Below are 15645 nucleotides of genomic sequence, written 5' to 3'. Positions count from 1 at the left end.
TGCCCCCTCTGCCAGCGCTCTGTCCTGTACCGCTCCCGCTGCCAGATGCCGGGGGTGTACGGCCTGCGCAGACAAATGTGAAGGGCCGACGCTGCCTTCCGCGAGATTCGTCGCTTGCACCGAGTGTGCTGCCAGCTTTTCCGAGGTGATGCTTTCCGCTTGGAGCGCACGACCGGACACACTATCCTGGGCCAGATGTCTCGTAAGCACCGAGGAAGCCTGTAAATGAACCGAGGTGACCGCTCCGGCTGCCAGATGTGTCGAATCCACAGCCGCCACAGCCAGGTGGCTGCTTTGTACGGCTTCATCTGTAATGTGCCCAGACTGCACTGCATGGGCAGATAGCTTGGTGGAGGTTACACTTTCCTCCGCCAGTTTGTCGGACGTAACAGACTCACTTTGCAAAGCATCGGTCGATATCGCCTGTGATGCGATATGCTCTCCCTGAATGGTTCCGATGTGCAGATGATGCGGCTGGATGGACTCCGGTGCGATATGCACGGACTTCACAGCTCCCTCTGCCAGCGCTCTGTCCTGTACCGCTCCAACTGCCAGATGCCGGGGGTGCACTGCCTGCGCAGACAGATGCGGAGGACCGACGCTGCCTTCTGCGAGGTTCATTCCTTGTACCGAGCGCGCCGCCAGCTTTTCCGAGGTGACGCTTTCCGCTTGGAGCGCACGACCGGATACGCTATCCGGGGCCAGATGTCTCGTAAGCACCGTGGAGGCTTGTAGATGTACCGAGGTGACCGCTCCGGCTGCCAGATGCGCCGAATCGACAGCTGCCACAGCCAGATGGTTACTTTGTACCGCCTCGTTTGAAATGTGCCCGGATTGCACTGCATGGGCAGACAGCTTGGTAGAAGTTACGCTTTCCTCCGCCAATTTGGCAGAGGTGACCACTTCATCCTGTAAGGTCGAGGTCGCCACGGCCTGGAATGCGATATGCTCTCCCTGAATGACCCCGTTTTGCAAATGCTCCGATTGGATGGATTCCGGTGCAAGATGCTCGGACTTCACCGCGTTCTGAGCCAGTGCAGTTTCCTGTACCGCTCCGGCCGCCAAATGCTGGGTGTGTACCGCTTGCGCAGCCAAATGTGCAGGACCGATGCTGCTTTCCGCCAGGTTGGACGCTTGCACGGCCCGAGCCGCCAGCTTCTCCGAGGTGACGCTTTCCGCCTGAAGTATATGACCGGATACGCTATCCGGGGCGAGATGCTTGGTCAGGACCGATGCAGATTGCAAATGGTTGGAGGTGACGGATTCAGGAGCGAGATGATTCGCTTCCACCGCTTCAACAGCCAGATGATTGCTCTGTACAGCTTTATCCGTGATATGCCACGGCTGCACGGAACGTGCGGACAGCTTGGAGGAAGTTACGCTGCCCTCTGCCAATTTAGGAGCTGTAATCGCCAGATCATTAATTTTATCCGTAGCTACGCTCTCTGGCGACAGTTTCAGCGAAGTTACCGCATGATCCTGCAAATGATGGGAGTACACCGCTCCACTCGCCAGATGTCCTGTTTGAACAGCGCCTTCACCCAATATGTCTGCGGTAACAGACTGCCCTTGCAAGGCCGAGGTTCCCACACTTCCGTTCCCGATATGCTCACTCAGCACAGAACCCACGGCCAAATGCGCCGAACGAACGGACTCAGCCTGTAATGCCTTACCACCCACACTTTTGTCCGCCAGATGGTTTTCACGAATAGCCCCGGACGCAATGTGTACATCTGCAATTTCTTGAGGCGCAATTTTATTTCTGGTTACCGCCCCTGCGGCAATTTTGCTTTCCGTAATCGCTTCGTCAGCAATTTTGTCAGGCTTAATAGCGTTCGAAGCAATGTGATTTTCCTTGACCGCCTGATTCGCCACATGATGATCCAGAACTGCGCCCTTCCCTAATTTCTCGCTCGTGACAGCCCCGGACTGTAAATGACGCTCCGTAACTGCACCCGTTACAATATGATTTTCCCGAATAATTTCGGACTGAAGATGTAATGAAGAGACCGCCTCTGGAGCAAGCTGAGGGCCTTGTATAGCCGCTGTGGCAATATGTCTGGTAAGTACCGCCTCATCGGCGATTTTGTGCGGTAAAATGCTTTGATCCGATATTTTGGATGAAGTCACGGATTGATCGACAATTTGCAGCGAGCCTACAGATTGATCCGCCAACTTGTTGGACTGGATACTCCGGTCTGCCAAATGACGAGCTGTCACTTGACCCGTTCCAAGCTGCTCTTCCCCAATGGAGCCGGGACTCAGATGCTTTCTTTCAATCGCTCCAGCCTGAATATGCGCACTGGTGACGGCCTCATACTCCAGATGACGCCCACTGACAACTCCTTCTTCCAGTTGTTCCTTGCCCACAATTCCGTCGGAAAGCTGTTTGCGGTTAATCGAACTGGGTGCCAGATGCCGGGCAGTGATGGCATGCTCCGTTAAATGTGCACTTTCAATGCTGCCAGCCTGAATTTTAGAGCCATCCACAGCCCCATCCCGCAGTTTGGACGTGGTCACAGACTGATCTCCAAGCTTGGAGCTGTCGACGGCCTCATTGGCCAAATTATTAGATTGGATTGTGCCGCTGCGAATTTTATCAGAGGTGATCGCCTGATCCTGAAGCATTTCTGAAGACACAATCCATTGCTTAAAGTGTCGGCTTTCAATCGAGCCATTCGCGATATGATCGCTGCTGATAATCTTATCGGCCAGCTTTTCCGGGGTGATGCTGCCATCACGAAGCTTCTCACCGCCAATGGAACGATCCTGCAACTTGCTGCCTGCCACCGATGCGTCCGACAGATGCTCCACCGTAATGGAATCCGGGGCAATTTTCGAAGAAGTTACTGCACCATCAGCTATTTTAATGGTATGAACAGCATAATCCGCCAGATTTTCCGTTTGGACGCTCTCTTGCTTCAGCTTGCTGGAATCTATGGAGGCGGGAGCGATCTTCTCACCGGTTACAGCCAGGTCACTTAAATCGTCTGTATAGATGAAAGCATTATTTACATGTGGCGCCTTTTTATTGTTCAAAATTTCTTCGACGTCAATCGCCTCAGGCAATGGCTCAGACGGGGGCTCAGACAGAGACTCAGACAGAGACTCAGACAGAGACTCAGACAGAGGCTCAGACAGAGGCTCAGGCTCTTCGGGCACATCCATCAATACTTGAGTTTCCTCTGCTGCACCTGCATCCTTATTCTCCGTCCCGTCCCCGATTGGGGCTTCAGGCTCGGCAATGGTCTGTAGCTCCGCCTCCTCTACCATTGGGGGAGGCGGAGAAGCAACCTGATGAAGTCTTGCTTCTGTCTCCCTCTCCGCAGGCTGTGGCTTCAAGCGCTGTATCATACTTAATTCATTCATATCCGGGTCAATTACACGATAGAGCGGCTTTTTGCTTCTGGTGGTCTTTCGGCTCTTGTTCTTCAAGCAGCTCTCTCCCTTCTCATATTTATCGTTACGGCATCATATGCAGGCTCTTAGGCACTTGCCACCCTGTATACGGGATTCACTTTTGTCCAGGAAAGGCTCTATAAAATCCACGTTTGAAAAAAAATTGTTAAAAGTTAAAATAGTAAGGGTGAAGATTGCTACAAGAAGAGAGGAATTACAATAATATGATTATCAAACCAAGAACACGCGGCTTTATCTGTACCACTGCTCATCCGGTGGGGTGTGCCCAACATATTCAGGAACAAATTAACTATGTGCAAGCCCATCCTGCTATCGAGGGACCTCGCAATGTGCTTGTGATCGGGGCATCTGCCGGATATGGCCTGGCTTCCCGCATTACGGCTGCATTCGGAGCGCGGGCCAATACAATCGGCGTATATCGTCCCAGTAATGCTACAGCTACACGGACAGCATCGGCAGGCTGGTACAATTCCGCTGCGTTCGAAAAGGCTGCTCAGGAAGCAGGGCTTAAATCCTTTAGCGTGACAGGGGATGCCTTCTCGGATGAAATCAAAGCCAAAACGGTGGAAGTCATTCGCGAAGAGTTGGGGCAAGTCGATTTGGTGGTTTACAGTGTCGCTTCCGGTCGCCGCACCAATCCCCGTACAGGTGAAACGTTTAATTCCGTGCTCAAACCCATTGACAAGCCGTACACAAATAAAACAGTCAACTTCCACACTGGCGAAGTGAGCAGCGTTACACTGGAACCTGCAACAGAAGAAGAAGTGCAGGCGACTGTAGAGGTTATGGGCGGCGAAGACTGGCAGTTGTGGATCGAAGCCTTGCGTGAGGGCGGTGTGCTGGCTGATTCTGCGACGACCTTCTCCTTTTCGTATATCGGTTCAGATATTACCCAAGCCGTCTATAGAGAAGGCACGATCGGAAGTGCAAAAGATCATCTGGAAGCCACAGCACAACAGCTGAACGATCAGTTGAGAGCCTCAGGCGGACGCGCCTTCGTCGCAGTCACCAAAGGACTGGTCACTCAATCCAGCTCTGCTATACCAGTCGTACCTCTGTATATTTCCGCTTTGTACAAGGTAATGAAGAAAAAAGGATTACATGAAGGCTGCGTGGAGCAGAGCTACCGTCTGTTTTCCGAGCGTCTCTATGCTGCGGAAACTCCTGTGGATGAGGAAGGACGTATTCGCATTGATGATTGGGAGCTACGTGAAGACGTGCAGGCTGAGGTAGCGAAAATATGGGACGAGCTGACGACAGACAACATCTACGAGCTGTCTGATCTTGAAGGATATCGCCGCGAATTTTTTAAACTGTTTGGCTTTGAATTTGAGGGTGTGGATTACGAGGCCGACATTGACCCGATCGTGGATATCCCTGCCGTTCGCTAAGTCATTTTAATGCGTTATTGTTATTATGTTGGGACAGCAAAAAAGCTGTTCTCCGTCAGAGGGGTATCCCGCTCTACATGGAGGACAGCTTTTGTTTGAAGCGAACATTGCAATTTTAAGATTCATTTGATATTGTACAAGTAGGCATAGCAAAATCCCTCTTTCCAATAAGAGGGTAATCACAGTTGGACAAGTCCTACCTTGCCTGACCGTATTTATTTGCTTAGCCTATTACATCCAACTCATAAGGAGATGAACAACATGGCAAAAGACGTTATGTGTGAAGTGAACTCATGTACACACTGGGCTCAAGAAAATAAATGTAGCGCAAGCTCCATTTATATCGTAAGCAACAGACCTACAGACACTCACAAGTCCGAAGAAACGGACTGCAAAACCTTTGAAGCAAAATAAGGTTGGTTATTTCTGTAAAGCATTAGTTTACCCTAAAGGAGCCCCTAGCCGGGTTCCTTTTCTTTTTATATTTTAGCAAGAATGATAATTATTATCAAGTCCTTTTTAACAACTTGGAATAAAATAATAACACAGAAGACAAAAAAAAGAAGCGTCGCTCTGAACGATTCGCTTCTTGTGCTTGACTCTTTGTAATTGTTCCTGCTTGGTTGGCTTCATTCGCACATGCTGCGATATCTCGCCATAATGACCATTTGTTTTGCGGCTCTGTGCAGAGCAGTAGTTTCCGGCGCGCTTCGCCTTGCTTAGCGCTTTTTGTGTTTGAGTACGTGCCATATGACTTTCACTCTCCTTGATTGGACTCCATTCATCATAGCATCTGGAATCCCCATCGTGAAGGGTACAAGTGTATGAGCTCACTGATTTCATTAAATGTCGGAAAACGGATTGTCGCCACTTGAGGCTGCTAAAACAAAAACAACGATTAAGAAAATGATGATCAGCGCATAAATCAGTGTCCCGATAATGCTGCATACCAATCCGGCAATAGCCATCCCCCTGCCTTGTTCGCCATGACGGTTAATTTCCTTCAGGGAAAGACTGGACAAAATGATACCAACGATTCCGATAATGAACCCCAGATAGGGAATGACGACAGCTAGAATACCGAGCACCATCGAAGCAACAGCTTTACTGTTTGTAGGCGGAAGCTGTGGGGGCGGATTAAATGGGGCGTTAAAACCATTCGTCTCCTGAAAAGGATCGGACGATTGGGGGTCTTTGTATAAATTACTCATTTGTCTGATTCAACTCCAATATGTAAAATAACAATATATACGTTCTAGGGTACCACAATCTTACAAATCAGGACAGTACTTATTTTAAAAAATGATGTTTATCTTTTAAAGTCGTATGCAACTATTCATTAAAATCCACAATACGTTTTACCGCAATACGCCTTTACTTTATTCAGCATTTTGCATCATTCGATTCCCAACGCTTAAAAGTACAATATATTGCTGATTTGAAATCTCTCTTGGGATTTATGCAAAATGCTCTATTATAAAAAAGAGCAAGGATGCGCTAACATCCTCACTCTTTGGCAGCAGCCGCTTTGAAGAGCGGTCAGCAGTAGGTTCAATCGGGGAAATAGATCGTTTACCTTTCGACGGGGCGATCTATTTCTTTTTGTTTTGGTTCAATGCAATAACAAGCGTGACGATTAATCCGATTAACGTAACTAGCAACGTACCGAACATCATCATCAATGTCAGAGCATCCTTAACCTCCACAGGCCTCACCTCCTTCTCAGGAGACTAGCCGACCGCCCACTAAGCCATTCTGTTGTTGAAATCAAAAGCCCGATGCTATACCTCTCTCTTCATCCTCTGCACGTTCAATGGCTTGAATTAGAGTCATCGAAGGTGTCTCACGCTTATACTGAATTGCCTTTGCATATGTACCTCCAGCCGCTTCCCATTCCCAAAACGTAATGATATCCAATAGCTCAAGGAAATATATAGATAGGGCGTTCACAGGATTTTCAATATACAGTTTCATAAAAAGTTCGTCTGAAAGCTGATCGTGTTCAAGATATTCATCCTTCATCATATGCAAGACAAGGACCATGCTTTTTCCATTCACATCTACAATCCGGTTACAGAATGTATTACGCCGTTCTACTGTATTTAATATAATTTGCATTTCATTGCGAATACGCCAAGCATCGGGAGAAATATTGAGCATGTTAATGAGATCATTAGCAGTGAGATCAGGGTTATATGGGGCTGGCTCAATAATACGTGTCCAGGTGTTATAGTTTCCGTTTTCAAATACTTGAATTGCGTCTGACACATGTATGCCGATCGTCTGCCATTTACGATTGAGGGCATCGGTAATATGATAATAGTGCAGTTCTGCTTCTTCGTCGCCTTCTTCTTGCTCCCAGACCATTCCCATCCGAACAATGTTTTTAATGGTTTGCTCATTGGCTTTGATTTTATTAGTCATAAAAGTATCATCCTCTCTTTTTCGAGTTTCATAAAATGGTATTTTTTTATAACTTCTGAGGTTATGTATTTATAATAAATCACAGGTTATATATTGTCAATGTATTTTATAACTCCAATAGTTATAAAATACATAAATTATTGTCGGCAATAGAGTTATCAATTATAATGAGAGCAAGAAGTGAACGGGGGAATGGTTGATGTTCGAATTCAGGCTAGCCCAAGCCCTAGAGCAGGTAGATTTGAATATGAATAAACTGGCAGTATTAGCAGATGTACGCCCAAACACCATAAATGATTTGGTCAATGGAAAAGCAAAGCGTATTGAATTAGAGACATTAGACAAGATACTATACGCATTAAATCAGGCTTCTATAATGAAAAATGCAGGTAAATACTTTCTTGTTCAGGACATATTACAATTCACTACAGAAAATAAGGAATTTGCAACACTTCAAGAAGAACCATTAATGTCGGACGATGTTTTTTTGAAAGTAAGAGATATATTCATGAATGACTCTGTTGGTACGAATATCAGTGGATTTGAAAATCCAAGCATACTAGAATTTCTTCTTGTGTATGAAGATCATTTTAAAGCAGGAATTTATAGTCTTCCAAATGACAATGAATACGAAAGTCGTATTAGCACTGCTTTTCTAAATATCGAACCTATATTAAAAACATATGGTTTGATCGAGTACTCAAAGGTGAAGGGATCAGAGACATATGTATATCGCCCGAGTGAAAAAGGAAAATACTTTCTAAAACTCTTAAAGCAAAATAATATTAATACGAAAGAAAGAAGACCTTAGCAATTTTGGTCTTCTTTTTATTTTTAACATACCTTTAACTTTACAAAGATGCTAATTCTGAAAAACCGTAGCTAAAGTGCCCTTCCTCAGTCAACACAGAAGTTATATTTAAAGATGAGTCAAATGCCAGAGAGGTGGAGAAAAATCAATCAAATTGTACATAGAAAACGGAGTAGGCGGAATGATGCTGTACAAGCGAAGCGGTGGCGATGGGAAGCACCATCCGTCTGCGGAGTGGCACGATAGGTAACTTTTAACTTCAGTTTGTATTATAGAGACTCACCTCACGTACATGAGCACTTTTCGAGGTGATCGGGCATATAGTATTTTACCTATTACTGATAAAATTCGCTCCATGAGAGCATCCTGCCAAGGAGGTCGGAGCTATGGTATATCGTGCAACATCCCGCAGAAGGGGTTCGCCTCACAAACGCTTAAATGCTGACATGCTCAGGAAAATATCCGCTGCTATGCTGCCATTTTACAAGGCCATTGCCACCCGTCGTTCTTTCGCCGTCCAATGGTCACGTGCTGTAGTGCATGGCAATTTGGATCGGATGAAGGCCCTCCTCTGCTCGGTAGCGCCATTTGCTGCCAAGCAAGGACTGGGCACGAACGGTATCGGCTATTTTATCTCCTTTTTGGCCCATCCACCAATGCTGTATTATACGAACGGAACGACGATTCCACCCGGTACGGTGCAGTTTACATTTGAGCCGAGGGTTCACCGCGCCATCGCCAGAGCCGTTTTTCCGCTGTATCTCGAATTGGCACGCAATCGATGCTTTGCTTCTGCTTTAGCCAAAGCCATCAACCAGAAAGACCAGCGTGCGGTTACTCTGATGATCCGCAGCTTGATTCCATCCACTGCACTGAAATCCGTACAAATCGAGGATCATGGCTTTGCTTTGCTTTTTAAGTATCCTTACAGTAAATATCCATACCGAAATCTGCTCATTCAGGAGTTTTCTTAAAAAGGTCGCTACAGTCGTTACAGACGTTTTTGCTTGAGTTGATCGATCAGCTCTTTACCCAATTGTATAGCCATGTCCGTCAACATTCGGATTTCGTCCTTCGTTACATGGTCCATATGCGCCCCGCAGCAAATTGCAAAGTTACCCGCAAACTCTTTTCGCAAACAAACGGCAATTTCTTCGGTAATATAAAATTCCTTGTGGGCTTGCAATTGAACGGTTTGGATCGGCTCCAGTCTGGCGCCTGCTGTAATCGTTCCCAGATGGGGCTGATCGCCGCCGGAAATAAGTACGACTATGTCCTCTCCCATAAAATAGGCATCCAGCACAAGGCGGATACGCCCGCTTTCTTTTTGCAAATGAATCATACGATTCTCTCCCACCTTAAAAAAATAATATTGTGAATAGATTCACTTTATATGTTTCTATTCATTCTATCTCTTCCAGACCTGTTCCACAATTCAAAAATGACCCACAGCAGACCTCCGTAAATGGTGGCTTGCTGTGGGTCTTCTGTTGTTATTTTAAAAGAAACATTCCATGCACCTTATTAACGGATCGTGATGGTATGCGCAGCTTTTCCGCTTGCGCCATTATTATCTGTCACCGTCAACTCCACGGTATACGTTCCGGCTGTGGTAAATTTATGCTTTACCTTGGAACCGGACGCTGTATCGCCATCGCCGAAGTTCCAGCTATAGCTGACGATTTCGCCGTCTACATCACGTGAAGCTTTTCCGTTAAACTGAACGTTCTTGTTCTTCTTGGCTGAATCATTCGCCTGAATGATCGCAACTGGTTTCTCGTTAGAGGTCGGTGGATTCGGATCAGGGTCCTGTCCTCCACCCTTCGTTACATACAATCTTCCCGGTGCTTCCGTCTCCACTTCATTTCCTGCTGCATCCCTTACCCGGATCACGATGACTCCGCCTTCCAGGCTCAGAGAAGAGGAAGTGAAGTAAGTTCCTTCATAATGACCTGACGAAGTTTCGTTTAACGGAATTTCGTTTCGGGCCAAGGTGGTCAGATTGAAAGGCAATTCCACACGGAAGGATGCCTCCAATCCGGACGCACTGTCGAAGGATACCCGCACCGGCTGCCCTGGTGTGATACGCACATCCTCAGCAGGACGGATATTTTCCAGCTTCGGCAGAGCTGTATCGACATACACTGAACGGGTAACCGTAGTTACGTTCTCGGCAAGATCCTTGGCCGTTACCGTAATTTGATTTTCCCCTTCATTGATAAGCAGACGCTTGTTAAAGCTGCCGTCACTTCCAAATTCGGCTGGTTCACCGTTAATCGTCAAGTCGGTGAGGAACTCGTCGTACACCGTACCGGTTACACTGACGACACCCGCATTTGTACGGGCTCCTTCATCTGGCGAAGTCAAGATCAGACCCGGTTTAGTCTGGTCAAGTATGACGACCACAGGTTCGGAACGATCTGTTACTTTGCCGTATACCGCTGCCTGAACACTCAGTGGATTGGCACCCGGCTGAAGATCGACCGCCAGACTGAACTGGCGATCCTTCACCTTGGTTGTGCCAGCCAGTTCATTACCGTTAAAGAGCTGGATGTCCGCCCCGTCTGCCGGGGAAGTACCTGTAACTGTGATTGTCTCTTCCTTCGTATACGTTGCCTTGGTCGGTGTTGTAATCGTTGGCGCATTAACCGGATATCTGACGATCGCCCGGATCATGTAATTGCCCTCATCCTCCGGTGATTGGCTCCATGCGCCGCTTACACCTTGCCAGCTACGAAGCGCATTGGGTCCACTCTCGTCTGTAGCAAGACCCGGAGCTTGCGTGCCTGCGCTTGGCTGCGTATAGACGATATAGAAGTCGCCTTGAACCGTTACGGGTTCAGGGAATTGTACGGTCGTCCACTGTGTTTCATCCCGAACGGCTGTGCCGTCAAATGGACCAGCCAGCAGACGTCCCGGTGCGCCTGCCGCACCAGAGGCATCATAGACGGAGTATTTGAACGCCGTTCCTCCCGGATTCGGGAAGGCTGAATTCCAGAACAGAAGCGACGCTCCTGTCACTTGAGCCACCTCTGATTCAGGTGTCATTCTGACTGCCCAGGAGTTGCCTGCCGCGTTAAAGGCTCTGGCATTTTCTCCGGTACCGTCATCGTAAGCGATGCCCCCCTGGAAGCCGATAAATGGCTTCAATGTGACATTCGCTTCCACACTGCCGTTCGGAGGTGCTGTGACCGTGACACTGTCGCTGTAATAATTTTCTGCTGCAATGGATAATGTATATGTCCCTTCCAGCACATCCAGCGTAAATTCTCCAGCCTCATTGGTTTCTACCGGAGCAATGCGTGCATCCTCCAGCACAAGCACTTTCGCTTTTCGGATCGGTTCACCGGATTGCTTATCGGTAATGACTCCGTGAATCGTGCCATGAGGTACCGCTTGGAGACTAAAGTTCGCTCTCACCACTTTATTATTTTCAATGGTGACCTGTTTCGTTTGTGGTACATACCCATAGGCTTCAGCCTTCAGCGTATAATCGCCTGCTACGTGAATGAAGCTGTATTTACCTGTGGTCGGATCGGTTTTCACCGAACGTCCGGTTTCCAGTACGGTAACTGTGGCGCTGGCAGGAAGACTTTCGAGACCGACACGTCCACTGTCCACCGTTGTTTCCTTCGGCTTCACTTTTTCCTGGAATTCACTCTTTTCGGTGCTTGTAATTTTGTACAGCGGGAATTGTTCTTCCGCTTTTTCCAGTTTGATATTCGACTCAGGTACTACATCCTTGGTCACTGTCGAAGCTGGAATGCCCAGCACACGGAAATCGTCAATGTACCAACCGTTTTTGTTCACACTGTTATCCGATTTCAAGCGGAAGCGAATTTGAATCTCATTGCCGGTATAGCTATCCAGATTGTAGTAAACTGGAGTCCATTTTTTCCCATTGGTGTTATGAGAGAATTTGCCCAGCTCGGTCCAGGTGTCGCCATTATTTTTGGACACTTCCACATAACCGAAGTCATAGCCGGACTCAATTTCAAACCAGTGGTTGAAGGTAAGTGTTGCGTTCCGCACACCATTCAAATTCATTTTTGGAGAAACCAGCGAAAAGTCAGCTCCGCTCTCATAGTTACTATCGAGATCGGTTGCCCATACGTTTGGTCTGGATACTGCACTTTCTGGTCCCACTTCTTTGGGGATGCCACGTTCCCATTCATCCTTGGTACCAGAATGAGTCCAGCCGTTATCCGAGTTGCCGTCAAATGAATCGCTATACAGCGTATCCGGCACTTCTACTCTCAGTGAAGCCTCATTCGACTTAGCTCCCTCGTTACCACTGTAATCCTCGGCCGCCACTGCATAATGATAGGTCGAGCCGCTGACCGTGATCGTATCGGTGAAGGTCAGTCCAGAGGTTGTACCCAACGAAGTATAATTTTTGCCCGATTGGGTGGAGCGATACACCTTATACTGCTTCACGTCTTCATCGGATGAAGCATTCCAGGCCAGCGAGACGTTGCCGACTGTATCCGCTTCGGCAGTCAGATTACTTGGCGCGGCAGGTGCAACGGTATCCGGCTCCTGAATCGACAGATCGTCGATATACCAGCCATCTTTTACAACCGTATTATCACTTGTAAAGTTGAACAGAAGGTATACCTTCTGACCTGCAAATGCTCGCAGATCGAGATATTGTGTTTTCCAGCCATTGCTGGTGCCTGTAAATGATAATACCTGCTCAAATGCATTCTGATTATTTTGGGTTGCCACATACACTTTGCCGAAATCAGAATTGTTTTCAAGATCGTACCAATGCTTGAAGCTAAGCAACGCCCCTTTGGGACTATTGGTCAGATCAATCGGAGGAGCGAGGAAATAACTGTTGGAATTGGTCTGGTATTGGCCTTCGAGATTGGTCGCCAGGACCTTCGTTCCCGAGTGTGCACTACCAGGGCCGCTTACCGGGGTTCCCCATTTCCAGACACTACCCTGTCCACCGACATTGATACCGGCAATATCCTTTTCAAAATCCTGTGTGTAGCCAGGTTTGACGCCTTTGGAGACATTAACCTTGTACACTTCGGTTTCAAAACCATTATTGCCGTAATCATTCACGCGAATATAGTATTCCAGACCGGCGCTATCCACCAAGAAAGTCGGGATGGACGCTTGATATGTACCGTCTTTGCTGTCGCCGGAGGTCCGTTCCAGCGGAATATATACATAGTTTGACGTACCCGCTGTTTTGGCAAAGGCCTCAACCGCTGTCACCCCGACATTATCCGTTACATGAGCAGTCAGAGGTATATCAATGCCCTCGAATGCCACAGCAGACGGTGTATGCTCCAGAACAGGTGCTTCCAGATCATCTCCACCTGTTACGACTTTACCAGATACGGAGCCCAAGCCCTGGACGACAGAGCCGACTGCATCCAATGCATTAATGACACCATGTCCGTAGCCATTGTTCGGAGAGGTCGGATATGTGCTATCCGTGCGTGGTGTAGCTGTATTTTCCAGAATTTCTTCCAGTTGATCCACGGTAAGCGAATGATTCGCTTGCAGCAACAGAGCCGCAAGTCCCGCTACATGAGGGCCCGCCATGGAAGTTCCGTTATATCCGCCTTTATAAGCACCGCCAGCAACGGATGATCGAATATTTACACCCGGTGCAGAAACCTCGGGCTTCACTTCGCCATATGGCGACGGTCCCAGCAGTGAGAAGCTGGCCAGTTTGTCATTAAGATCGGTTGCTCCAGTGGCAAAGGATTCCGGGTAGTTAGCCGGATTCGCTACCGATCCAGGACCGCCCGGATTCGAAAGAGATGTATTACCTGCGGAGAACTCGGGGAATATCTGTGCATCCCGCCATGCTTGAACCACAGGTCGGAACCATTCATCGAGGCCGGGTCCGCCGCCCCACGAATTGTTCACCACGTCCGGTGCAAGCTCGGGATGAAGATTGCCTTGGGCATCCCTTGGCGCAAGCAGCCATTGGCCGCCGTCGAGTATAATTGCATCCGTCGTTTCCGGATTAAAAATCCGAACCGCAATCCACTTCGCGCCAGGCGCAACGCCGACCCGGTTCGTTCCATTTTCCTCGGAGCCGACCATCGTTCCCATCGTATGCGTACCGTGGGAATCCGCTTCCTGATCGACCGGAAGGGTCGCATGACTATGCGGATCGTACCAGCTCAGCTCGGGATTCACGACATTGCCTGCCGCGTCCAGACCGCGCCATTTACGATGCAGGGCCGGATGAGTATAGTCTACGCCTGTATCGAGATTGGCCACGACGATTCCGGTTCCGTCGATTCCTTGTTCCCATACTTGGGGTGCATTAATATGTGATATATTCCATTCCACGGTAGATGGGTCTACAGCGTTCTTACCTGCATTGCCTGGCTTCGCCGATGCTTTACTATCGTCCTTTTCCAGCTCTACCGCTTTCTCTGCCGTTGCAGATTTTGCCGTGTCTGCTGTCGCTGTTTCAGCAGTTTTGGCGGCTGTTCCCTCTGCCTGCTTGTCAACTGTCACCTTTTGTAGATAACGTGTTTCGTTCGGCAAAATTTTGTCTACCTCTGGCAGCTGTGAAATATGGTCCAGCACCTCCTTGGTGCTTGTGACTGCCAGGGCATTGACAATAAAGTAGCTTTTATATTCCTTCACTCCGCCGCTCTCTGATTGTTTATCCAAATAATTTTCAAGCCCGTATTGGGTTCTTGAAGCGGTTTCACGCAGAGAGCTGATCACATTGCTGCGGACAGCCATTTTGGCGGCAGAGGGTGTTATTTTCTCAAGCGAGGCCTTTTGGAGAGCATTTTTGGAAACCTTGTTCGTGTCTACCTGTTCTTTTAATTTGACCAGATAGGTTACATAGTTGTTCTCCTCAAACTGTTTGGTCAGTTTAGGGGATACCTTCGCGGTCGTTACCTTGTGCGCAGCTGATTTCAACTCCAGCTTGGAGCCATCCGGTGTGTTATTCGCCAAAGCGGGTTGAACAAAAGAAAAGGCCATAAGCAAAGATAGTCCGATAGATAGTGGTTTCTTAAATCGTTTAGGTTTAATCAATTACTTCTCCACTCCTTTTACTGGGTTTAATATTTCTGGTATAACCTGTACGAGAGTACGACCTCATGCCTTCTTGCCTTCACATCAAATCTACGGGCTGCACAACATGATATGGTTGGCAACCACCTCCTTCATAGAATATAGAGGTCATCATTTTGCATCATTCGATCCCCAACGCTCGAAAGTACAATTTGAAATCGCTCTTGGGATTGTTGCAAATGCTCAGGTATAAAACGATTTGAATTTTCTTAGGTGAGTTTATTTCATAGGTGAATGTATTTCATAGGTGAGTTTGCGAATCCAAAAATAGAAAGCGATGAAATTCAGCAGATACCAAGGAGAACAAGCAGGAGAATGTCGAAGAGAGAACATGCTATAACACGACATGTTATATCGTTACATTTTATATTAAAAATTGATATAAAAACATATATTATGGATAGTATAAAGTTATCAAAACAGATATACAAGTGATTTTTTTGCAATTTCCTTGAAATTTATAATTTTTGTATTTTCTATGTACGAAAACCCCTTTGTAACGGCTGCGTTAATGTTGCATTACACGGTTAG

General features: G+C 47.6%; 10 protein-coding genes and 1 pseudogene. 4 read left to right on the top strand and 7 right to left on the bottom strand.

The window, feature by feature from the left end; translation table 11 throughout:
• Window positions 1-3435, bottom strand: a pseudogene (locus QD47_RS17145) (WIAG-tail domain); the annotation flags it as partial.
• A gap of 188 nt (window positions 3436-3623) precedes the next feature.
• Between QD47_RS17145 and fabV the strand changes: the two are divergent.
• On the top strand, window positions 3624-4811 hold the full coding sequence (gene fabV, locus QD47_RS17140) for an enoyl-ACP reductase FabV (protein ID WP_044647262.1): 1188 nt from the start codon (window positions 3624-3626) through the stop codon (window positions 4809-4811).
• Window positions 4812-5072: 261 nt separating this feature from the next.
• Window positions 5073-5225 carry a DUF1540 domain-containing protein gene (locus tag QD47_RS30875; protein ID WP_081473770.1) on the top strand — a complete coding sequence of 51 codons (153 nt, stop codon included), beginning with the start codon at window positions 5073-5075 and terminating at the stop codon, window positions 5223-5225.
• A gap of 105 nt (window positions 5226-5330) precedes the next feature.
• On the opposite strand, the gene QD47_RS17135 is transcribed toward QD47_RS30875, so the two are convergent.
• The 4 genes from QD47_RS17135 to QD47_RS30870 form a co-directional block, all read right to left on the bottom strand.
• A complete protein-coding gene (locus QD47_RS17135; protein WP_044647261.1) occupies window positions 5331-5561 on the bottom strand; it encodes a hypothetical protein in 231 nt (76 codons plus the stop codon).
• Window positions 5562-5653: 92 nt separating this feature from the next.
• Entirely contained in the window at window positions 5654-6022 is a 369-nt protein-coding gene (locus QD47_RS17130; protein ID WP_044647260.1) for a DUF4190 domain-containing protein, read from the bottom strand.
• A 381-nt stretch (window positions 6023-6403) separates the two neighbouring features.
• Complete coding sequence (locus tag QD47_RS33245) at window positions 6404-6517, bottom strand: putative holin-like toxin (RefSeq protein ID WP_235332289.1); 114 nt, start codon at window positions 6515-6517, stop codon at window positions 6404-6406.
• Between the two features lie 61 nt (window positions 6518-6578).
• Window positions 6579-7235 (bottom strand): hypothetical protein, encoded by a 657-nt coding sequence (locus QD47_RS30870; protein WP_082067211.1) that lies wholly within the window; start codon window positions 7233-7235, stop codon window positions 6579-6581.
• Window positions 7236-7434: 199 nt separating this feature from the next.
• Here QD47_RS30870 and QD47_RS30070 point away from each other — a divergent pair, with 199 nt between their 5' ends.
• Window positions 7435-8046, top strand: a complete 612-nt coding sequence (locus QD47_RS30070; protein ID WP_052646786.1) for a helix-turn-helix domain-containing protein — start codon at window positions 7435-7437, stop codon at window positions 8044-8046.
• A gap of 386 nt (window positions 8047-8432) precedes the next feature.
• Window positions 8433-9020: a hypothetical protein gene (locus tag QD47_RS17115; RefSeq protein WP_044647259.1), complete on the top strand. Its 588-nt coding sequence runs from the start codon at window positions 8433-8435 to the stop codon at window positions 9018-9020.
• A 17-nt stretch (window positions 9021-9037) separates the two neighbouring features.
• Here QD47_RS17115 and lpdD read toward each other — a convergent pair whose 3' ends face one another.
• Both lpdD and QD47_RS17105 read right to left on the bottom strand, forming a co-directional pair.
• Window positions 9038-9388 (bottom strand): prenylated flavin chaperone LpdD, encoded by a 351-nt coding sequence (gene lpdD, locus QD47_RS17110; protein ID WP_044647258.1) that lies wholly within the window; start codon window positions 9386-9388, stop codon window positions 9038-9040.
• A gap of 182 nt (window positions 9389-9570) precedes the next feature.
• The gene (locus QD47_RS17105) at window positions 9571-15075 is read right to left on the bottom strand and encodes a S8 family serine peptidase (protein WP_044647257.1); all 5505 of its coding nucleotides are present in this window, start codon (window positions 15073-15075) and stop codon (window positions 9571-9573) included.
• Window positions 15076-15645: the final 570 nt, after the last annotated feature.

The sequence above is a fragment of the Paenibacillus terrae genome (assembly GCF_000943545.1).
Classification (GTDB): domain Bacteria; phylum Bacillota; class Bacilli; order Paenibacillales; family Paenibacillaceae; genus Paenibacillus; species Paenibacillus terrae_A.
This window is presented reverse-complemented; position numbering and strand designations above follow the sequence as displayed.